Annotated in this window: 11 protein-coding genes; all 11 read right to left on the bottom strand. The window is 53.9% G+C overall.

Annotation, left to right across the window (positions count from 1 at the left end; all coding sequences use genetic code 11):
• Nucleotides 1–57 precede the first annotated feature (57 nt).
• Nucleotides 58–1,797: a peptide-binding protein gene (locus KI367_RS20615; protein ID WP_212952034.1), complete on the bottom strand. Its 1,740-nt coding sequence runs from the start codon at nucleotides 1,795–1,797 to the stop codon at nucleotides 58–60.
• Between the two features lie 938 nt (nucleotides 1,798–2,735).
• Entirely contained in the window at nucleotides 2,736–3,701 is a 966-nt protein-coding gene (locus KI367_RS20610; protein WP_212952033.1) for an ABC transporter ATP-binding protein, read from the bottom strand.
• A 3-nt stretch (nucleotides 3,702–3,704) separates the two neighbouring features.
• Nucleotides 3,705–4,688 (bottom strand): ABC transporter ATP-binding protein, encoded by a 984-nt coding sequence (locus KI367_RS20605; RefSeq protein WP_036710699.1) that lies wholly within the window; start codon nucleotides 4,686–4,688, stop codon nucleotides 3,705–3,707.
• Nucleotides 4,689–4,699: 11 nt separating this feature from the next.
• A complete protein-coding gene (gene opp4C / locus KI367_RS20600) occupies nucleotides 4,700–5,626 on the bottom strand; it encodes an oligopeptide ABC transporter permease (protein ID WP_212952032.1) in 927 nt (308 codons plus the stop codon).
• Nucleotides 5,627–5,639: 13 nt separating this feature from the next.
• Nucleotides 5,640–6,602, bottom strand: a complete 963-nt coding sequence (locus tag KI367_RS20595) for an ABC transporter permease (RefSeq protein WP_212952031.1) — start codon at nucleotides 6,600–6,602, stop codon at nucleotides 5,640–5,642.
• A 76-nt stretch (nucleotides 6,603–6,678) separates the two neighbouring features.
• On the bottom strand, nucleotides 6,679–8,487 hold the full coding sequence (locus KI367_RS20590) for an ABC transporter substrate-binding protein (RefSeq protein WP_036710702.1): 1,809 nt from the start codon (nucleotides 8,485–8,487) through the stop codon (nucleotides 6,679–6,681).
• Between the two features lie 566 nt (nucleotides 8,488–9,053).
• Nucleotides 9,054–11,801 (bottom strand): alpha-mannosidase, encoded by a 2,748-nt coding sequence (locus tag KI367_RS20585; RefSeq protein ID WP_212952030.1) that lies wholly within the window; start codon nucleotides 11,799–11,801, stop codon nucleotides 9,054–9,056.
• Nucleotides 11,802–12,336: 535 nt separating this feature from the next.
• Entirely contained in the window at nucleotides 12,337–15,474 is a 3,138-nt protein-coding gene (locus KI367_RS20580) for an alpha-amylase family protein (protein WP_212952029.1), read from the bottom strand.
• Nucleotides 15,471–16,790, bottom strand: a complete 1,320-nt coding sequence (locus KI367_RS20575) for a glycoside hydrolase family 125 protein (protein ID WP_212952028.1) — start codon at nucleotides 16,788–16,790, stop codon at nucleotides 15,471–15,473. Before KI367_RS20575 ends, KI367_RS20580 begins: the two co-directional genes overlap by 4 nt.
• 165 nt (nucleotides 16,791–16,955) lie before the next feature.
• Entirely contained in the window at nucleotides 16,956–20,048 is a 3,093-nt protein-coding gene (locus KI367_RS20570; protein WP_212952027.1) for an alpha-mannosidase, read from the bottom strand.
• On the bottom strand, nucleotides 20,048–22,351 hold the full coding sequence (locus KI367_RS20565) for a glycoside hydrolase family 3 N-terminal domain-containing protein (RefSeq protein WP_212952025.1): 2,304 nt from the start codon (nucleotides 22,349–22,351) through the stop codon (nucleotides 20,048–20,050). Before KI367_RS20565 ends, KI367_RS20570 begins: the two co-directional genes overlap by 1 nt.
• Between the last annotated feature and the right edge of the window lie 33 nt (nucleotides 22,352–22,384).

Below are 22,384 nucleotides of genomic sequence, written 5' to 3'. Positions count from 1 at the left end.
AGGGGAAGATGTCTTCCCCTCTAGCACGTTTGCGCCCCTAAATTGTGATCCAATTTATTATTTTGCGTCGTCGATCCACCAGTTGATTGCGTGGAAGAAGTAGCCGTAAGCAAGCGTTGCTTCTGGTTTGTCTTCTTCTGCAAATTTAATCTTCTTGGACATTGCTGTTGGTGCACCATATTGGTACATAAAGATGTAAGGCAGGTCAGTCGACAGGATTTTCGCAGCTTCTTTGTAGATTTCGGCACGTTTTGCTTGGTCTACAGTCGAAGTGCCTTGCTGCCAGAGCTTATCCAATTCAGGGTTGTTGTACCATACGTTGTTTTGGCCGGTTGGCGGCGTAAACTTGGAACCGAAGATACTTTCTTGGTCCGGATCCGGATTGTTCAGGGACCAGCCGATCAGAACGGCTTCGAATTTACCAGGGTTCAGGTTTTGGTCAACCCATGCGGAGAAGTCGAGCGCTTTAGGCTTCACTTCAATGCCTACGTCAGCCAGGTTTTGCTGGATAACCGTTGCCACGCCTTCACGACGGCTGTTGCCGGCGTTGTATTGCAGTTCGAAGGAGAAGCGGTGTCCGTCTTTCTCGAGAATGCCGTCTTTGCCAGGCTTCCATCCGTCTTCAGCAAGCAATTGTTTTGCTTTTTCAGGATTGTAGTCATAGTGGGTAGCGGCTTCCTTCGGATCTGCCCAAGAACCTGGAAGGAACGGTGCGTCCATAACCGAACCGATGCCTTTCAGAACGTTGTCGATCATGCCTTGACGGTTGAGGGCGTATGCCATCGCTTGTCTTGTTTTCGGGCTGGACCATGGAACGTATTTATCTTTGAAGTTGTCGGCTTTGTGGTTCAGGCCGATGTATTCGTATTGAGGACCTGGAGTCGGATCGACAGACAGGTTGTCTTTGCTTTTCAGCACTTCCAGCTGAGTTACAGGAACGCCGTTCGCCAGGTCGATGTCGCCTTTGATGAGGGCTTGGACTTCCGTGTTTTGGTCAGCATAGATTTTGTAAACGACTTTTTGGATGTGAGGCTTAGGACCCCAGTAATCCGGATTCGCTTCAAACGTCAAATATTCTTTTTGTTTCCACTCCGTCCATTTCCAAGGGCCGCTTGTAACGGTTTTGGCAGGATCGGTACCGTATACGTATTTTTGCATTTCTTCCGGCTTCACGTCTTTGAGGACGTGCTTCGGAATGATTTCCATAGCAAGTACGTATTGGAATGGAGCATATACTTCTTTCAGCGTCACTTTGAACGTGTGATCGTCAACTTTTTCGACTTTGCTCACTTTGTCGAATCCCGTGATTCCAGGAGCGCCCGCTTTAGGGTTGCGAACCGTTTCGATCGTGAAAACAGCGTCGTCGGCAGTGATCGGCTGACCGTCGCTCCACTTTGCGTTGTCTTTCAGTTTAACGGTGTATTCCAAGCCGTTTTCGGAAATCTTCATTGGCTCTGCAGCCAAGGACCAAGGCTCAACGGCCACTTTACCGGAACGGTCGATGTCGAAAATTTTAGCGAACAAAAATTGCTCAGCGTCGCCCGAAGCCGTGTCCTGCACGTAGATCGGGTTAACGCTAACGATGTCGGATGTGCTTCCGAAAGTCAGCGTGCCGCCGTCTTTAGGCGTGCCGGCCGCCGGTTCTTCTTTTTTGTCACCTTCGCTTTTTGCCGGCTCTTCTTTCTTCAGCTCGTCTTTAGGCGCATCGGCGGTTTTGGAATCGCCGCAACCTACGAACAGAGCACTGACAACAGACAATGATACCAATAAGGACAACCACTTTTTCTTACTTGCCATTACCATATTCCTCCCCTTTGAAAATAAAATGATGGATACCTGCAATTGCTGCATGGAACATCCCAAAAGCCCGACTAATAGTCCAAGCGAAGCTTGTCCGCCGGCTATCAGGGACTTTTACACCTGTGTTAAATTCGTTCTACTGCCCCGAATTACGCCTAACGCATTTCCCCCTCTAGTGTTATAGCCATGTAAAAAGCCAGGGTGACGGCAACAGGTGAAGCAATATATTAAAAAATTAATATATCCAAATGTTAGGAGATTGCGGCACCGAATCCGCTCCGGGAGAGAGATGAAAATTGTGAACAACCCGGACATAATTACGGATACCTAATAACGCAATAAAGCATTAATGCTTTAAATGACCATCGGTCAATTGAAATCAGCAAAAAGGGTGTCGATTTGTGCTGGGTAAAACTTCCTACATAAATTTAATGTAATGATACGTGTAAATTAAACTCACGTCAATATTTTTTTAGGCACATCGGATTAATTTTTTTAATGACGCAAAACAAGCGGCAACAATGGGTTTATCGTGAAAATAGAAACCATTTCTTTTCGGGTTTTAATGTTAAAGAGCAGAGGATGCCTGAGTAAGAAATGGCCTGTTCGGAAGTGATGGAAAAATTGAATTCGCTTACAACGGTTGAACGCCGTCCGGATTTCAATTTAGTTGTCAGGTTATCTGACATGGTAAATATTCGATATAATACGATCAAATTTACTGGAAACAGATTCATCTGTCAATGGAATAATTATGAATAAATACATCGAAATGTAATTATTGTATTTCATGGAATTGCTTACGATTTTCAACTGTTCTTAGGGTTTGCCTTATCAGTATTTACATAACAGATCGGTTTTCCTTATGCTCCTAAAAATACCAAAAAACTTACCGAATCTCTTCTTGGAAAGAAAGATTCGATAAGTTCAATGGGTCAAGCAAAATGGCATGCCACGAAGTGGCCCGGTTCGGCCTCGCGGAACGCCGGGATTTCCTTTTTGCAAATATCGGACGCCAACGGGCAGCGCGTATGGAATTTGCATCCCGAGGGCGGATTGGCCGGACTTGGGATGTCGCCTTGCAAAACGATCCGCTCCCGCTTTAGCGTCGGGTCGGGGATCGGGATTGCCGAGAGCAGGGCTTTCGTATACGGGTGCAGCGGGTTTGAAAAAAGCGCCTTTTTGTCCGCCATTTCCGCCATGGAGCCCAAATACATCACGCCGATCCGGTCGCATAAATGCTCGACGACGCTCAAATCATGGGAGATGAAGAGATAGGTCAACTGCCGCTCCTTTTGCAAATCGCTAAGCAGGTTGATGATCTGCGCCTGGATCGATACGTCCAGTGCCGAGACGGGTTCGTCCGCGACGATAAAGTCGGGGTTCAGGATGAGCGCCCGCGCAATCCCGATCCGCTGCCGTTGCCCGCCCGAGAACTCATGGGGAAAACGGTCGTAATGATAGCTTGCCAGCCCGCAGATCTCCAGCGTTTCGACGACCTTTTCCTTCAGCTTTTTCCTCTCGATCAGGCCGTGCTCAAGCAGCGCCTCCCCGATGGCTTCCCCTACTTTGATCCTGGGATTCAAAGAGCTGAACGGGTCCTGGAATACGATTTGCAGTTCCGGACGCAGCTCCCTCAGCTTGTTTTTGGGCAGTCCGAACAGATCCTGGCCTTTAAACCTAACCTCGCCGGCGGTTTTTTCGTGCAGGCGGAGAATTGTGCGGCCAGTGGTGCTTTTCCCGCATCCGGATTCGCCTACCAGCCCGAAAGACTCGCCGCGGCGGATGTCGAAGGACACGTCGTCAACCGCTTTGACGTACCCGACGGTGCGCTGAAATACGCCGCCGGTGATCGGAAAGTATTTTTTCAGGTTTTTGACTTCGATCAACGCTTCGCCCATCGCTTACCCTCTCCCCTCTTCCTCATAGAGCCAGCATGCCGTTTTGTGGCCCGATTCATGGGCGCGGAGGGGCGGTTCTTTCGTTTTGCAGATGTCCATGCAAAAGGCACAGCGGTCATGAAAGTGGCAATTGCTTCCGAGCTCGATCGGATTGGGGACTTGACCCGGGATCGTGTACAACCTCTCCTTCGTCTGGTTGATGACCGGCTTGGCTTTCAAAAGCCCTTGGGTATACGGATGTTTCGGGTTTTTGAACAATTCGACGACCGGCGCTTCCTCAATGACTTTGCCTGCGTACATGACAACAACGAAATCGGCCATCTCCGCGACGACGCCCAAATCATGGGTAATCAGCATAATGGACGTATTCAGTTTTTTCTTGATATCCCGCATCAGATCGAGAATTTGGGCCTGGATCGTCACGTCCAGAGCCGTCGTCGGTTCGTCTGCGATCAGCAGCTTCGGGTTGCAGCTCAGAGCAATGGCAATCATGATGCGCTGGCGCATGCCGCCGCTAAGCTCATGCGGATAGGAATGGAAGATTTCCTCCGCCCTTGGGATGCCGACCAGACGGATCAGCTCGATAGCCCGTTTTTTGGCGGCCTTTCGGTCCATCATCAGATGGAGCATCAGCGGTTCGGTGATCTGTTCGCCGATCGTAAGGACCGGGTTTAAGGATGACATCGGCTCCTGAAATATGATTGAGATTTCATTGCCGCGGATTCTTCTCATTTCGTTGTTGTTCAGTTTCAGCAGGTCTTTGCCTTCAAAAACGATTTCACCGCCGACGATGTTCCCTGGAGGCGATTCCACGAGGCGCATCATCGACATGGCGGTCACGCTTTTGCCGCAGCCCGATTCGCCGACGACGCATAAGGTTTCCCCCTCGCGAATCGTAAAGCTGACATCGTCGACCGCTTTGACCACGCCGGCGGAAGTGCGGAAATGAGTTTGCAAGTTTCGAAATTCAACCAGATTTTTCGCCATATTCGAATCCCCTATTTTTTCGTTTTCGGATCTAAGGCATCCCTTAACCCGTCACCTATTAAGTTAATCGCTACAACCGTGATAAGAATGCACATGCCCGGAGGAATCCACAGCCATGGCCTCTTTCGAAAATCGATCATGTTGTTGGCAGCCGATATCATATTGCCCCATGACGGTGTCGGCGGAACGACGCCGATGCCCAGGTAGCTCAGCACGGATTCGTACAAAATCGCCCCGGCTACGCTAAGCGTGGCCGCAACGATGATAATCGGAACGGTGTTGGGCAGCAAGTGCCTGAATATTTTGCGGCGGTCCCGGATTCCCAGTGCATCGACGGCCTGCATGTACTCCATTTCGCGCAGGGAAAGAATTTGCCCGCGAACCAAACGCGCCATCGTTGTCCAACCCAGAATGCCGATGATCAGCATAAGAAAAAATATACGGTATTTCGGATCGACTTTTAAATCGGACAAAACCGCGCCCAAAATAATCAGGATCGGCAAGGTCGGCATGGCCATGAAAATATCCGTAATCCGCATAATGACGGTATCGGCCACCCTGCCGTAAAAGCCGGCGATGGAACCCATCGTTGCGCCGACGATGACCGAAATGGTCGTAGATATGAGTCCGACCAAAAGCGATATTCTCCCCGCAAGCATGACGCGAAGCAGGATGTCGCGGCCGAGATTGTCTGTGCCGAGCCAATGTTCCGCGCTTGGCGGTTTGTTTTTCATCGAAATTTTGTAATCTTCAAGCTCGTAAGGCGAAAAAAGCGGGCCGAAAAAGCAAACGACAAACATGATGACGAGTATGATAAAGCCGATCAGAGCCAGTTTGTTCCTGGTAAAACGCCGCAGGGCCATGCTCCAGGGAGAGGCGGGCGCTTTTATGGCTTTGCCGGCGGTAGGGTCTGTTTTGGCTACATCAATAACGGACATGGATTCTCCCCCCTCACTTTAGCCGAATTCTTGGATCCGCGACCCCGTATAACACGTCCGACAACAGGTTTCCGAGCAGGGTCAGCAGTGCGATGAAAATCGTGAAGCCAAGCATGAAAGGATAGTCCCGCATACTGATGGATTCGAGATATACCTGCCCCACCCCCGGCCATATGAAGATCTTTTCAAGGATAATCGCACCGCCGAACAGGGATGGAAGCTCAAAGCCCAACAGCGTGATCGCAGGCAGCATGGCATTGCGAAGGGCGTGCTTGAAGATCACGACCCGTTCGTGGAGCCCTTTGGCCCGTGCCGTCCGAATATAATCCATATGGATGACTTCAAGCATGCTGGTTCTGAAATAACGCGTCAGGCTGCCCGTACTGAGCATCGTCAACACAATGATCGGCAAAACCGCGTGTTTTAGAACGTCCAAAATATATGCCCATCCCTCGGCGTTAAGCCCCGCGGTCGTCATGCCGCCTACAGGGAACAGCTTCAATTCCAATGAAAGCGTTTTTATGAGCAAAAGCCCCAAAAAGAACGATGGAAGAGACATGAATAGAAACACGAGCAGGGTTACGATCTTATCGAAAAAGGAATATTGGAATTTGGCCGAAAATACGCCGGCAAAGATCGCGATGATCCATGCGAGCAGCAAACTGAAAAAGGCGATGATAAACGAGTTCCATACGTAATTGTTCATGACGGAAGTGACGGGCTCCTTGTGAACCAGGGAATCGCCCATGTTCCCTGTCAGCATGTTGCCGATCCAAATGAAGTAACGCTGTACCGCCGGCTTGTCAAGTCCGTAGATTTCCCTAAGCTGCTGCGCCTTTTCCTGGGTCATGTTCGGGTTGTTCTGGGCCGTAATGTAATCTCCGGGTACTAGGGAAGAGATGGCAAAGACGATGATGGATATCCCGATGAGGGTCGGGATCATCTGCAGCAGCCTCCGGATAATGTACTGCTTCATAACGATTCCTCCCGGCTTTATGTGGATATGCCCGGCTCCCGGAAAGCCGGGAGCCGAGCATCATGCATTCCATCGTTTATTGCGGCAACTCCACGTTATAAAGGCCGTAAGAGAAATCTTTGTACGGGGAAAGATCGAAGCCTTTGACTCTGGCATTGATCGGCCACATGTCTCTACGCTGATACATGAAGATCATCGGCAGGTCGCGGTTCAGCTCTTGATACAGCTCTTTATAGAGCTCTTTGCGTTTGTTTTGGTCCAGCTCGACCTTCGCCTTAAGCATCAGCTCGTCGACTTTTTTATTGGAATAGCCCATTTCGTTCTGGGCCCCGTTCGTAATAAAGATCGTCGTATCCGGGTCGGGCGTGAGTCCCCATGCCGCAAAGAACATTTCGTAGTCGCCTTTATCCTTTTTGTCCATGATGGCATTAAAATCAAGCGTTTCGGACGTCAAAGCGATGCCAAGCTCCTTATAGTTTTGGGTCATGATCGGAATGATGGCATTTACAACCGAGTTGTCGGCCGTCGCGGAGAAATTGATCTTCAATTTTTCCCCGTCCTTTTCGCGGATGCCGTCCGATCCGACCTTCCATCCGGCTTCGTCCAGCAATTGTTTTGCTTTATCGAGGTTGAATTCATATTTTTCGATGTTTTCATCGGTATACGCCCAGGATACCTTGGACTGCGGAATATTGATGACGTCGGCGTACTTGCCGTAGACGCCTTCGACGATCTCTGCACGGTTCAGGCCGTATACGAGCGCTTGACGCACTTTCAGGTCTTGGAATTTCTTTAGTTTATGATTGAATTGGATGTATCCGTAACCGTTCGTCGGGAAGATGTTCACGTCCAGGAAGCCGTAAGAGATAAGCTCCTCCACGTTATCTTCGCTGACGGTGACCATGTCCATATCGGTTTCTCCGGATTGCAGCATGGCCATTTTCGTTTCCTCGGTCGTTGTTTTGAAGACGACGTTTTTGATTTTCGGCGCGCCCTTGAAATAATTCGGATTCGCCGTAAGGTCAACCTCCTGGCCCGGAGCGTATTTGGTCAGCACGTATTGGCCGCTGCCGATCGGCTTATTGTTGAGCGCTTTGATCGACTCGGTGTTGCCTTGCTTGTATCCCTTCCCGTAGTATGCTTCAGGTACCAGGTAAACCGTACCCAAGTCGTTTTTCGTCATCGCCTGCGGTTCCAGAACGGTCACTTCGACGGTATTGTCGTCGATCACTTTTACCCCCGAAATATCCTTCGCTTTGCCGTCGTGGTACTCCTGTCCGCCTTTGATCTTCAGGCTGAGCAGGTCGGACGGGCCGTCATAGCTGCTGTCAAGAAACACTTTAAGCGCAAACACGTAATCTTTAACCGTTACCGGCGTTCCGTCGCTATACTTAACGCCAGGTTTTAGATGGTACGTATACTTCAGGCCGTCCGGCGATACGTCAACCTTGTCCGCAAGCGAATTTGCATAGGTTCCGTCTTTCTGTACTTCCAAAAAACTGCTGAACAAGGTCTTAATGACGTATTGGTCATAAGCGGTTTCTCCGTAGAACGGGTTAAAAATTCCCTTTGGCGCTGTCATGCCCACGATCAGCGTGTCTTTCCGGTTCATGGCCGCTGCCGGGCTGGAAGCCGGATCGGAAGCCGGGAACAGGCCGTCGTTTTGATCGGTTGCCGCAGCATCGTCCTTTTTGTCGTCATCCGTTTTTGCGGTATCGTCTGTTTTGGCCGTATCATCGGTCTTTTTCGAGTCGTCGGTTTTATTTTGCGTTCCTTGCTCTGTCGGCGCAGGATCTGCCGCTTTCTCATCGCCGCCCCCGCATCCAGCCAACAATCCGCCAAACATCGCAAGCGTCAATAGAAATATCGAAAGCTTTCTCTTCAAAATAAAATCCCCCTTAGATTTAGTGAAACTCCAAAAACGGGTACTGCAAACAAACGGTGCGATCACTCCTTTTCGGACGATGAATCTGCTTCTTGCCGCCTTTCGCCTGCATACTTGCAATAAAGCATTAATGCATTAAATGACCATCGGTCAATTGAAAACAGCAAGAATGGAAGGATTAAATTACAATGGGTAATTTTTCCTCGTAAATTTAATGTAAATAATACGTGCAAACTTATGCCTAGTCAATATCTTTTTTGTGCGAATTTATCAATTTTTTTAAATGTGAAAAAACCCTGTAAAATAAGGGTTTTTCGATAAAAATCCGGGTCGTCTCATGTCGTTTTTTTAACGTTAAAGTCGAAGGGTGTACAGGGGTGGAAATTCGAGTTTTCAAAGATGAATAGACAGGGAATGGGACTTAAGAAGAGATCCAAGAAGGTTTAAATATTGGAAATATAATATAATTATGGATCAATGACGCTATAGTTTTCATGAACAAATCACAGATACAGGATCATAAAAAAGAGGACCAGGGATGTCCCTGACCCTCTTGCTTTGCCGATCTATGAACGCTTGATTCCGACGGTGACGATCTCGCAAGGACCTGCGGTAAGCTCTGCGCGGGCAGAAGCCGTCGCCAGCTTGTCGCTGCTGTCCTCTTCCAAAATCGTCGTCTTGTACATGGAAGCCGTGCCTTGCGTCAGCTCGAGCTTCAAGTCTGCCGTCTCGCGCTTCATGTTGTACCAGCGCAGGATATCGTCGCCGGTATGCTCGCTGACCTTCCAGGCCGAAAATGCCAAGCCGTTGTCCGCTTCCCATGCGTACGGCGCATGGACGGCGTCGATGGCGCCTTCATGCTGCCCGGTTTGCGCGGCAGTCCAAGGGATTTGGAACCGGTACGCTTCCTGGTAAGCTCCCGCTTCGACTCCATCGCCGCTATGAGGGATGATTTCGAGATGGACGGTATGCTCGCCAAGGCATTGGGCTTCAGGCGTAGGGAAATGCCCCCAGTCTCCAAGCTCGCCCACCGAGCGCAGCAGCGTAACGGCAATCGTGTTGCGGCCGTCGCGCAAAACCTCGTATTCGTTCAAGCCGCGGTTTGCGACCGTCAGTCCGGCCCCCTCGCCGCTGACGTCGACGAAGGCCTGCTGGTGCTGCGTATTGCTTGGGTTCTCCCATTCCTTCGCAGGATGGATATCGCGTACCGCCACTTCGAACATCGAGTCGACCTGGTATTTGGAAGCCTCGATATCGGTAGGCATCAGCATGCGCACGCGATGGTCCTTCGCCTGGTTGTTGAAGCTGGCTTCGATGTGAACGCCTTGTCCCTCCCGCTCCAGGCTGACAAACGTGCGGATTTTCATCGGAACGGTTTCTTTCACGCGCTGCGCTTTGCGCACAGGGTAATAAACCAGTTCCACCTGCTCCCGGTCGAGAAGCTCCTCGGCGGACGCCGGAATCTCCCAATCATGCACGATTTCGAGGACGGCCCGGTAAGGCGTGTCTTCGACGACGCGGATGGAAGCCGCGAGATCTTTCGTCGTCAGGGCCTCTTCCCCTTCCGGCTGTTTGTACATGTACTCGTTGCCGATATCGCCGGTGTCCTCGTAGATCATCAGATCGTTAAACACGCGGCCGGTGCGCTTGTCCGTGATCGACAGGCTGCCGTTCGGCGCCGCTTCCACCCGCAGGATGCCGTTTTCGATGACGTTGCCGCCTTTGACCAGGGAATCCTTCTGCACCTGAAGCCCTGTCGCCGCTTCTCCGGAAACGAGCGCATAAGCTTTCAGGCCGAGCGCAGGGATTTGGCTTGCCTCAAACGTCACGCGGACGGCGCGGGCCATATAAGGTTGACGGAACTTATCGTCCGGCAGGTCATAACCGAAACGAAGGCCCAGATCCTCGAGCGTAAAAGCTGCCGGGTTGCCGTCGGCATCCACGACCGCGCGCAAGCCAAGGTCAAAGTCCTTCATTTGGCTTCTCATGTCTTCGAAGGAGTGTCCTTCACGGAAGTATACGCGTTTGACGTCCAGATCGACGGACACGGTGCCGCTGCGTTTCCATCCGGTCGTGTTGAACACGACAAACGGAACAGCATCTTCCCCATAGCTGCCGAATACCGAAGTATTCACAGCATCGGCGACCGCCTGCTTGCTCTCGTCGATGATCGATTCCGCGACGTCGCGGCTTTTCGCAAAACGGGTTACCATTTCGCGATGCACTTCATCCACGCTGCAGCCGCAAATGCTGTCATGCGGATGGTTTTGCATCAACGTTTTCCAAGCATACGTCAGCATGTCATGCGGATATTCCTGTCCGGCAAGACGGGCATACGATGCCAGCGGCTCCGCCACCTTTTCCAGAAGCGTCTGTCCGAGCTGGTTCATTTGCTTCAGATACACGCGCGAGGAAGCCGTATTGACGAGCGTCCCCCAACCGTCGGTGCGTTGGCTGCGAAGTTCGCCGCGAACGACGGAAAGCTCGCCTTCTTTGGCTTTTTTCACGGCTTCGAGATATTTCGGGAAATTGGAGTGCACGAACTCCGTATCCGGATAAAGCTTCCGGGCCGTCTCCAGCGCCTCCGCCAGGTCGGTTTGGATCGGCTGGTGGTCGCAACCGTTCATGTACAGAAGTTCCGGAGTCGAAGCATACTTCTCGGCGTCTGCCAGCTTTCTGTCCCAGAATGCCTTGGCTTCTTCCGGATCGACCGGAACCTCGTTGCCGTTGCTGTACCAGTTGGCAAACAGGATGCCCAGCACGCGGGAGCCGTCCGGGCCTTCCCAGATCAGCTCGGAGAACGAGGATTCGTAATCGGAATCGGACACCGTGTTGTTGAAGCCCGTCGGTTTCACGCCGCGGCCGAACACCGCATTGTCGATGCCGGATTGGCGCATGAGCTGCGGCGTTTGTCCGACAAGGCCGAACGTGTCCGGGAAATAACCGATTTTGGAAATTTGCCCGTAACGCGCGGCATCCTTATGGCCGACCTGCATGTTGCGGATATTCGCCTCGCCGCTCGTCAGGAACGCATCCTGCAGGATATACCACGGGCCGATGAAAATGCGCCCTTCGCGGATATATTTTTCGAGGCGCTCCTTCTGCTCCGGACGCACCTGCAGGTAGTCCTCCAAAATGATCGTTTGTCCGTCCAGGTAGAAGCTCTTGTATTCCGTGTCCTTTTCCAGCGTATCCATCAGCACGTCCATCAGGCGGATCAAGCGCATGTGGTGTTTTTCATAAGGCAAATACCATTCCCGGTCCCAGTGGGTGTGCGAAATGATATGCGCGGTTCGTTTTGGTTGTGAAGTCATGAAAGTCAATCCCCTTTTCTGTAAGTCCGGGCCTGCCGCTTCATGCGGCCGACCGGCCGAGGAATCCCCGTAATGAGATCATGTGCTTGTCCAATATACGTTTCGTTTTATAATGATCGCTTGCATTGCCGGCTTCTTTCGAACCGTACGGAAGCCTTTCGACTGTCCATTCCACACGAACAATGACAGGTTATGCTCTATATCACAAATCAGGGAATGATTCCCTTTTTTCGTTCAAGTCAAAAATATTCCATCGTCTTGCCACGTCACATATTATACTTAAATATGTCCTCATCGTATAGGGAAACCTGCGATTTTTCCGCAAAATCTTATTACGGTCACATTCATCCCCAGGTGCGTCGTTTCAAAACGACACACGATGATTGCGCCTTAAGCCGTCCAAACGGGATAAAGAACAACTGTCCACCATATGAGGACAGCTGTTCCATACCCGAAAGCCTCCGCGGCCCTGCAGCAAACTCGGTCCATCCTCGTCTGCCGACTTTGGAGCAAGGCCTATCTCATCCCAAAGCCTTTATGCTTGAACGCCTTCCGTGCGGATGGGAACTTCGTCCGGACGGTACACCGCCGTAATGCGGCCTTCCCGGTCCGTGGCAAACAATACGCTCCGGTCGCTTTCCAGCGTAAAGCTATAAGCTGCCCCGGTGCGCGGATCCTGAACCTTGACGGAAGCATCCCAGCCGAACTCGGAGACGAACACGTACAGGTTCCCTTCCTTAAAGCTTAATTTCCGTCCGTATACCCCCGGAAGCTCGCCGCCGGCAATCCAATGCATGTCCTGCCCCACGCCTGCGGCTTCGGCCGCATACTGGTACAGCTCCACGATCGGCTCGTCGCGGCCGTTCAGCTCCAGCGGAAGGCTGCTCCAGATCAGGCGTCCCTTGCCGAGCGGCATGTCGACGACATGGTCCATGGATCCTTGGATTCCATCCGCATCAGCCGGGCTTTCCTTGACGACCTCCGCAATTCGCCGGTGGCCGAAAGAAACGGCCATCGGACGGCCGCCCAGACCCAGCATTTCCTCCCTGCGGACGTTGGCGAGCTTGCGTTTGCCAAGCACCTCGTCCATGCGGTCGCTAGGCCGCCAGTAGGCATCGAGGCCGAGCGGTCCGGTCACGAGAAGCGTTACGCCCGATTCCTTGACGAGGGCGATCAATTCTTCCAGAGCGCCGCTGTCCATATTATGCGGGCTTGGTACCATGATCAGCTTCGGCGTTTGCCGCCGCAGCGCGTCCAAGTGATATTCGGATGCCCCTCGGAACGGAATTTTGAGATCATAGGACATCAGCCGCGTCAGGCGGGTCGTCGATTGGAACGCCAAAGCCCGGTTGGAAAAATCATTCGAATACGGGAAGACGACGGCGACATCTTCAAGCTCGCGGTCCGTGAACAAGTCACGCGTTTCCGCAATGAACCGGCCAAAATCATAAGAGACGTCGGCCTCCGGCTTTTCCGTGCCGTCCGCCCGCAGGGCGCCGATATGCGACTCGTTAGCGTTGTCCATATAGAAGTTCGTGTTCCAAATCCAGTGAATCGCTCCGGCTCCCCCCGTCGAGAAGGCGTACGCGTATTTGCGCTCCAGAATGTTGCGCAGCTCCGCTTCGGAGCGCTTGGCGCGTCCGTCCGGCGTTTCCACGTACATGATGCCCGTTTCCTGAATCAGGTTCGGCTTGTCGGGCGTTTTGGCGAAAATGCCGTCCCAAACCAAATAATCGTTCAGCCACCAGGAGTGCACCGTCGTATAATCAACGGCTTTCTCGTAGAAAAACGGCGAAGGACGCTGAGCGCCGAGCGCCTCGTCCTGGCCGACCGTCACGAGATGGTTCGGGCACAGCTCTTTGATGGTGCCAACGAGCTGCTCTGCCCAAACATTGTGCATATCCATCGAGAAGAGGCAGTAATCGAGCCATCTGGTTCCTTTTTTGGCCTTATGCATATCCTGTACGTCGAAGTTGATGTCCTCCGCTTCGGGAATGACCACCGACTCGAAATCGGGCAGCTGGTCCGGCGACATGTTCCAGGCCTCCTGAAGGCTTCTTATATCGCCGTGACGCTGTTTCAGCCACTTCACGAACGCCTGGCGCTCGAACGGATCCCTTGCGGAACGCGGGCCTTCCGAGAAAATCCGCGGCGGGTCAAACATCGAAGGCTCGTTGATCAAATCCCAATCCACATGGGTCGTCGCCGTATGGCGGCTGACGATGCTGCGGATGAATCTCTTCTGAGCCTCCACGCTTTGCGGATCCAGATAAGGATTGACCCCTTCCCAAGTCTCAGGCGTGAAGGAGAAAAACGTGAAGGTTACCTGCAGACCGTGGCGTTTGGCCGTCAGGAAAAAGGCGTCGATCGCGCGCAGAACCTCTTCCGACGCGTGTCCGTCAACCTGCATGATATTCCGGTATGCCGTCCATACGCCGGTACGGATCCAGTTGATGCCGGCTTTGGCCATTTGGGCCATATCCCGCTCCCAAACGTCTACGTTCGGCAGGAACAGAAACTTTCGGGCCACGTCGGAGGTCATGTACGTCATGCCCACGACAGGCAAAGGCCGTCCGTCCTTGACGAAATAGTCGCGGCTGCGGCTGATCGGCTCCCCTCCGGCCAGCAAACGGTCGTCGCGTCCCCAGAAGCCTTGGCGCAATATCCGCACTTCGCCGTCGGGACCTTCCGCGCGGCAGCGAATCCGGTACAATCCGCTCTGAACGTCCAGCGGAACCGGAATGCGGACAAAATTTTGCTCTTTGCTCACTTTGGCTTCGAATTGGCGGTTCCAAACCTCGCCGCCGTCTCCCTCATGGCGGACTTCCAGCGCAAAGCTCCATGTTTCGGGAGCCTCGGCCCGCTCGTCACCGCGCTGCAAAATTTGCGTCTGAAGCGTCAGCACGGCGTGTTCGCCCGTTTCATAGGAAGCATAATTCGGCTTCAGCGAGAGCTCGGTGACCCCTTTGGCGCAAAAACGCGCCCATGCCAATAACCGCTCTGCGCCGCCATTGTCCCAGAATGCCGCCTTCAGCGGCAGGAAAACAAACATCCAGCGCGAACCGGCAAACGTGACGCGGGAGTTTTCCCACAGCACGACCGGCGCGGCGATTTCGCGCCCTTCGGCGCTGACCCCTTTCAGCAGCGGATAAATCTGCGTGCTCATCGGGCCCGCCGATCCCATCTGGTGAGGCAGGTCGCTGCTTTTGGTCGTATGCGGCACGAGGTTCCACACATCGTCCAATTCGAAAAGCACTTCTTGTCCCGCAAGAAGCGGAATGCTGTCCGAGGCCGCAAACGAGGCGACCTTCGCCGTATCCACCCGCAGAGCTTCATGAATGTACAGCTCTTGATGGTACGCCGTCTGTTCCGTTTGGGGAACCCAGGATCCGTTCTCCAAAGAAACCGGACGCTTAAAAGGCGCCCCTCCCGCGCTGATCAAACTTCCCCCCCGATGAAGGAAAGCCGATATTTCCGTCCACGCGGATTTTGGAAAATAAGGGGCGTGCAAATTGACGAAACAGCCGTTTTCAAGCCCGCGCAGGGCATCGGCAAGCTCTGCGGCGCCGACGACTTTTACGCCCTCCGTTTTCCCGAACGCCCCGGCCTGCGGGATCAGGCCCGCCGCCGGGAAATCGGGATCGCAAAAAATGATGATTCGGTTTTGGCTCATAGCAATCCTTCCTTCATCGCTTTATAAACCAACTGCGAGAACAGGCTGTTCGACCAGGCGAACCATTTCCGCGTGAAGATGGTCGGGTCGTCGGCATGGAAACCTTCATGCATAAAGCCCGTGTCCGCGTCGGTTGCTTCCAGCATTGCGATCATTTCCAGTTTTTCCTCGGCCGTCTGCGCCGTCAATCCCTGCATGGACAAGGCCATGTGCCAGATATAATTTTCCGGCGTGTGCGGGCTGCCGATGCCTTTGGCCGCCTTGCCTTCGAAATAGAACGGGTTTTCCTTGCTGAGGGCAAACCGTCTCGTATTTTGGTAAATCGGATCGTCGGCCGTCGTGTAGCCCAGGTAAGGAATGGACATCAGTCCCGGCGTGCCCGCGTCGTCCATCAGGCAGTAGTTGCCGAAGCCGTCGGTCTCATAGGCGTAAATCGGCCCGAATTCCGGATGGCGGTAAATGCCGTACAGCTGAATGCCGTGATTGACTTCGATTTCAAGCTCCTTGAGCTCTTCAAGGAGATCCATGTCGCGGAATACCCATTCGGCAAATTCCTGCATTTGGCGCAATGCGACCACCGCGAACATGTTGCCCGGAATGTTGTAATGGAAATCGCAGGCATCGTCGCTGGAGCGGAATCCGGACCAGATCATGCCCGTGTAGTTCACCGGCATCCCCATTCCGTTGTTGCGCAGCGAATCGGTCAAAATGCCGTTGTTCCGCGTGAAACGGTACGGCGACAGCTCAAAATGGCGCTGCTCGGTTTTGAATACGTCGACGATTTTACGCAACGCCGCTTTGAAGTTGGCATCGAAAATATCGGTAAGCTCCGTCTCTTTCCAATACAGGTAGGCTAGACGGATGACAAAGCACAGGGAATCGATTTCAAATTTGCGTTCCCACACCCAAGGCGACATTTCGGTCTTATCGGTGGTATTCCAATGCCAGTCGTTCGCCGATTCGTTGAAGGCATTCGCGTAAGGATCGATTTGAACGTAGTGGATATGGCGTTTGATCAATCCTCCGATGATGCGCTGCAGATCGGCGTCATTTTTGGCAAACGGCACGTAGTGAATCACTTGCTCGACGGAATCCCGAAGCCAGGAGGCGGGAATGTCGCCCGTGATCACGAAGGTCGTTCCATCGTCCATCAGTTTCGTCGTCGTTTCCAGCGTATTCGGGAAACAATTTTTGAACAGCTGAAGCAGCTTGGGCCGGTGGGCCAGCTTCTCTTCGGCTTCTTGGATTACGTCTTGAATAGCCTGCGGCAGCTCAAGCTTAGGCATCGGTATTTTGGGAAGTCTGAATTGTTCCAATTGAAGAACGCTCCTTTGTAAGCAAAAATGAAATATGAAGCACGGTTTGATGGCTAACGAAAAAAGTCATAAAACCGGCATTCCCGCGGGTGAAGACGCGCAAGACCATGCATAGTCCCTGCGGGAACCCGGATTGAAAAACACGGTATATCCTATCGGAATCGGTTATCGGAGGAGTACCGTTTTAATCTCGAACGGAGCAAAAGACAAGGTCAGACGTCCTTCGTCCGGTTCCAGCCTCTGAACGGGCTCCTCCAGCGCATTCGAAAGATAGGCCTCCTCAAAAGCATACGGCCATTGCAGTTCGATCTGCTCCCGGCCGCCGGAAGATTCATAGAACCGCAGAATCGCGCCGTTTCCGTCTTCCGCCGGTTTTACCGTATCCAGCACGACATGCCGGCTATCCAAAGATATGAGGGACTGCGCGGCAGGGCGCGTCCCTTTCTTGCCTGCTTGCAGCGGCAGCACGGGGAGCTCTTGGTTCAGTTCCGCCGCATGGCGGACCGTATGGGCGTCTCTCCAGTCGCCGCTGTGCGGAAGCAGCGAATACGTAAAGTCGTGCTCTCCGAGATCGGCGGTTGCATCCGGCCATTTCGGCGCGCGCAGCAGCGACAAACGGATCGTGCTGTCCTGAACGTCATAGCCGTATTTGCAGTCGTTCAACAGGCTGACGCCATAACCATGCTCGGATACGTCCACGAAACGGTGCCCGCATACCTCGTACTGGGCCTGCTCCCAGCTGGTATTGCGGTGCGTCGCCCGTTCCAGCGATCCGAACGGAATTTCGTAGGTCGCCTTTTCCGTCACCACGTCGATCGGAAAGCCCACTTTCAGCAGCTTGTGCGCTTCATGCCAGCTGACATGCGTTTGAAAGTCGATCCGCGGATCATGATGATAAAAGATGACGTCCTGCGTGATTTCGGATTGGCCGATCCGCCAACGGAAGCGAAGCACGTCCTTGGTGCGTCCCGAGATTACCAGCCGTTTCTCCAGCAGCTCCGCTTCTCCCGCCGGCTGCTGCTCGTACCGCGTATCGATGTCCCATGCGTCCCATAACGTCGGTCGGTCATGGAAAAAGTGGAACCGGTTCGCTCTCTCGCCCGACTTGACGATCTCCCGCCCGGCTTTTTTGTCGAACAGCCCGATCATCTCGCCGCGCTCGTTAAAACGGGCAAGATAATAGGAAGTTTCCCATGTATCCCCGAACGCTGCAGCGTCTTCCGTTTCTGAAGAGAATAATGCTTCCGGCGGCACCTTCAGCCAAACGGTTTTATAGCCGAATGCGGGAATATCCGGCACGTAAACGGATATGCCGCCCTCGACCCGGTCGGTTTCGAGCCTTGCGCCCTGTTCGTCATAAGCCTCCAACGCGCCTTGCTGCGTTTCAATGCGGATCGTGGCGCTTCGGCTCCAGCCCAGGCTGTTAAACACGGCATACGGGATTCCATCCTGCCCGGTCGTGTCGATCGCCGCAGCGATTGCCTGAACGCCTTCCTGCAGCCCCGACTTCCCTTTATTAAAAATTTCTCCGTATTCTTTATCGGAGGTTTCGTACGTTTCCGTAATGGCCGAGCCCGGAATGATGTCATGGAACTGGTTCAACAGAATCAGCTTCCAGCCTTCATGCAGCTGCTGCAATGCGGCTTCCCGCTTCGATGCGGCCATGTCCGGCTGCGCCAACGAATTCCATAGCTCCGCTTCCCGGTATAACGCTTCCGCTTTCCGGTTGTTCCGTTTGTTGCGGGCATGGGTCGTATAGGTTCCCCGGTGAAGTTCGAGATATAAGTCGCCCCGCCACGTCGGCAGCGCGGGATTCGCTTCGGTAATGCGTTCAAAAAACTGTGCTGCCGTGCTGTAGCGGCTTGCGGGTTGTCCAACCATCAGCTCGGACCGGTCGATGTATTCCAGCATTTCGCGGGTCACGCCGCCTCCGCCGTCTCCATGTCCGTAGAGCAGCATTTGCTCGTTATGCTTGGACTTCTCCCGGTAGGACTGCCAATGCTCGTGGATGTCTTTCGGCAGCGTGTGTTCATTGACGCCATGGTTGAGATAAGACAAAATCGGCGTCCCGTCGATGCCCACCCAATGGAACAAATCGTACGGAAACCGGTTGGTGTCGTTCCAGCCCAGCTTGGTGGTCATGAAATAATCCACTTTTCCGTGCTTTAAAATCTGCGGCAGCGAGGCGCAATACCCAAACGTATCGGGCAGCCATTCGATGTTCGACGTCTTGCCGAATTCCTCCTGATAAAACCGCTGTCCGTATAACATTTGGCGGATCAGGGATTCGCCGCTCGGCAGATTCAGGTCGGGCTCGACCCACATGCCCCCGACGAGTTCCCAACGCCCTTCCGCTACGCGGGCCTTCACCCGCTCGAACAGCTCAGGATCGTTGTCCTTCAAAAAGGCGAACAGAAGCGGTTGGCTTTGCGCATACCGGTACTCCGGATATTCTTCCATCAGCCTGTCCACGGTCGAAAACGTCCGGCTGGCCTTGCGCACCGTTTCCCGCACGGGCCACAGCCAGGCGATATCGATGTGCGACTGGCCGATCATATGCTCCAGTCCTTCGGCGTTTCCGCCGATGTCCCGGACTTCCCGTCTTAACTCGGTTTCGATGTCGGCAATCCCGCTGCCTTCGCGGATCGCAGCCGCATCCAGGTTCACGTACCGGTCCATGGCCCGGTACAACGCTTCCATCAGCCTTACCCGCCGGAAGTCCTCCTGCGGCAGCAGCGCGGTGGAATCCCGAACGATCGTAACGGTATACATCAAGCTTTGTACCGCCCGATTCGGTTTGACGAGTTGGCTTATGATCGAAGTGATCGGGGGTTGTATCACGGCCTGTTGGTTCAGCGGATCCACGGGCTCCGGCACCGGATCGAACAGCTCGATTTCCAGCTCCGGAGATTCGCCGACGACGCGCGGGTCCAGCGTAACGTACGTATGGTTCCGGTCCAGCCCTTGATAGGAAGCTCCGTTGACCCGGAGCAATCCTTCTCCGCCCGACTTGAACACAAGGCCAAATGGCTCTTGCGTCCATTCGGCCGGTAGTTGCAGCTTGGTTTTAAAAAAGTAGGTCGTCCCCTGCTTGCTCGGAAACGAGTTCAATCCCTGCCCTTCCGGATAAGGGGCCGAATTCTCGTATTCGCCTGGCAGCTTATAATAAGAACGAGTAATTTCCCAGTGGCGGTACTCCATTTGCTCGAGCCACTGGTTTTCCGACAGTTCGCGAATAAAACGTCTGATCCGTTCCATCATCCATCCTCCCGTACAGTCAAAGACGTACTCAGCGTATCGTTTACGTTCCTTCCGATGTGGACTTGGAACAGGCCCGGTTCAACAACGGGTTCCAGATCCCGCCCAATGTACTGCAGTTGCTCTTTTCCTATTTCAAAAGAAACCGTTTTGGTTTCTCCCGGCGCAAGCTCAACCTTGGCGAACCCTTTCAGTTCCATCAGCGGCCGGCTGGCTTTGCTGACGACATCCGAGATGTAAAGCTGAACAACCTCAGCTCCGGCCATGCTGCCGGTGTTGGTCACATCCACCGATACGATCGCCGATTCGTTCGCTCCGATGGAATCCTTCGTGATGTTCAGGCGGTCATAACCAAAGGTCGTGTAGCTGAGTCCGTATCCGAACGGATACCGCGCTTTCGAGTCTTCCTCCAAATACCGTTTGCCGCGCGACCGTTTGCCGTTGTAATAAACCGGAAGCTGTCCGACATGTTTCGGCACGGACACGGTCAGTCGGCCGGACGGATTGACGTCGCCGAACAAAATGCCTGCCACCGCATGCCCCCCTTCCTGTCCGGGGTACCATGCTTCCAGAATGGCGTCGGCATGCTCGTCGATCCACGGCTCGGCGATCGGACGCCCGTTGATGTAAACGACGATGAAGCGTTTGCCGAGCTTATGGATCTCCTGCATCAGCTCCAGCTGCACGCCGGCAAGGCCGAGCGTCATGCGATCGATCCCTTCGCCGCAGTCCATGTCGTTCCATGAGTTGTCCGAAACCTTCGAAGCCCCCGTTTTCAGGTCGATGGTCCCTTCCCCGAAATCGCGGGCGCTGGAACCGCCAACCACCATCACGACGGTATCCGCTTGCTTCGCGCAAGCGAGCGCGTATTCAAAGCCCTCCCGGTCTTCGCCTTTGATCCGGCATCCGGGTGCGTACAGCACGCGCTCAGACTCTTTCGCTAGCCTTGCCCGGATTCCCTTCAAAACCGTCGCCACTTTTTCCGGCGGCTGCGGCGACGTGTAATCGCCCAACTGGTTGTATCCGGCATCGGCATTCGGCCCGATGACCGCGATTTTCCCGCAGCGGTCATCAAGCGGCAGCGCTCCGTTTTCGTTTTTGAGCAGCACGATGCCTTCTTCGGCAAGCTTGCGCGCCAAACTTACGTGCTTTTCGCTGCCGATGACGCGCGCGGCCCGATCCGGATCCACATAAGGATTGTCGAACAAACCAAGCTTGAACTTCAGGGTCAGCACCCGAAACACCGCGCGGTCCAATACTTCGACGTTCAGCCGACCTTGATGAAGAGCCTCAAGCAAGTAACGCCCAAACATTTCGCCGGACATTTCCATGTCGATGCCCGCCTCGATCGCCTGCACCGATGCGTCCAGGCCGTCTTCGGCCACGTCGTGCCCCGCAGCCAGCATGTCGATCGCGCCGCAATCGGTAATGACCATGCCGTCGAATCCCCATTGCTTCCGCAGCACTTCTTCCAGCAGCTCGGTATTGACCGTGCACGGCACGCCGTCAATTTCGTTGTAAGCGGGCATGATCGACGCCGCTCCGGCTTCGACAGCCTTTTTAAACGGATACAGGTCGACTTCCAGCAGCTCGCGCCAGCCCATATGCACCGGGCCGGCATTGCGTCCGCCCTCGGAGCTGCCGTATCCGGCAAAATGCTTCAGCGTGGCCGCTACGCTGCCGTCGCTGTCCAGACGCTCCCCTTGAAGCCCCTGGACCGCCGCGGCCGCAAATTCGCCGATCAGGTACGGGTCTTCGGAGAAACATTCCTCCGTTCGTCCCCAACGCGGATCACGCACCACGTCGAGCACCGGCGAATAAGTTACCGCTCCCCCTTGGGCGCGGGTTTCCGCGGCTACCGCGCGGCACATTTCGCGGTACAGCTCCACGTTCCATGTGCTGCCCAGCAGCAGCGGCACCGGGAATACCGTGCCGTCGATCGCCATATGCCCATGCGAGCATTCCTCCCCGATCAGGATCGGAATGCCGAGACGCGAATGTTCCACGGCGTACCGCTGGATCCGGTTGACGGCCTCGGCGCCTTCTTTGGCCGACAGTCCGTTTTCCAATGTGACGCCGGTCCACGGATCGGCGCGCAGCACCCCGTAGAGGGAGCCTACGCCGCCGTTTTTCACCTGCTCTTTGAACGTTTCCGTCAAAGTCACGGCGCCGTCTTTGTATTCATAGGTTTGCCAGCCGAACGGCTGCACCAGCTGGCCCACCTTTTCTTCCAAAGTCATCAGGCCTAGCAAATGCCCTGCCCTTTCCTCAACCGATTTCGTTTTGTCCTTATAAAGCAACATCTCCACTCTCCCTATCCGTTTCTAGTGATGTTG

It is taken from the genome of Paenibacillus cookii, from assembly GCF_018333375.1.
GTDB lineage: Bacteria > Bacillota > Bacilli > Paenibacillales > Paenibacillaceae > Paenibacillus_AQ > Paenibacillus_AQ cookii.
The sequence above is the reverse complement of the archived record's forward strand: the minus strand, read 5'-3'. Positions and strand labels throughout refer to the sequence as shown.

Excerpts from the sequence above, each read along its gene's own strand:
- KI367_RS20565 (WP_212952025.1), bottom strand. The coding sequence starts at position 22,351 with ATGTTGCTTTATAAGGACAAAACGAAATCGGTTGAGGAAAGGGCAGGG.
- KI367_RS20605 (WP_036710699.1), bottom strand. The coding sequence starts at position 4,688 with ATGGCGAAAAATCTGGTTGAATTTCGAAACTTGCAAACTCATTTCCGC.
- KI367_RS20615 (WP_212952034.1), bottom strand. The coding sequence starts at position 1,797 with ATGGCAAGTAAGAAAAAGTGGTTGTCCTTATTGGTATCATTGTCTGTT.
- KI367_RS20610 (WP_212952033.1), bottom strand. The coding sequence starts at position 3,701 with ATGGGCGAAGCGTTGATCGAAGTCAAAAACCTGAAAAAATACTTTCCG.
- KI367_RS20580 (WP_212952029.1), bottom strand. The coding sequence starts at position 15,474 with ATGAGCCAAAACCGAATCATCATTTTTTGCGATCCCGATTTCCCGGCG.
- KI367_RS20585 (WP_212952030.1), bottom strand. The coding sequence starts at position 11,801 with ATGACTTCACAACCAAAACGAACCGCGCATATCATTTCGCACACCCAC.
- KI367_RS20570 (WP_212952027.1), bottom strand. The coding sequence starts at position 20,048 with ATGGAACGGATCAGACGTTTTATTCGCGAACTGTCGGAAAACCAGTGG.
- KI367_RS20595 (WP_212952031.1), bottom strand. The coding sequence starts at position 6,602 with ATGAAGCAGTACATTATCCGGAGGCTGCTGCAGATGATCCCGACCCTC.
- opp4C (WP_212952032.1), bottom strand. The coding sequence starts at position 5,626 with ATGTCCGTTATTGATGTAGCCAAAACAGACCCTACCGCCGGCAAAGCC.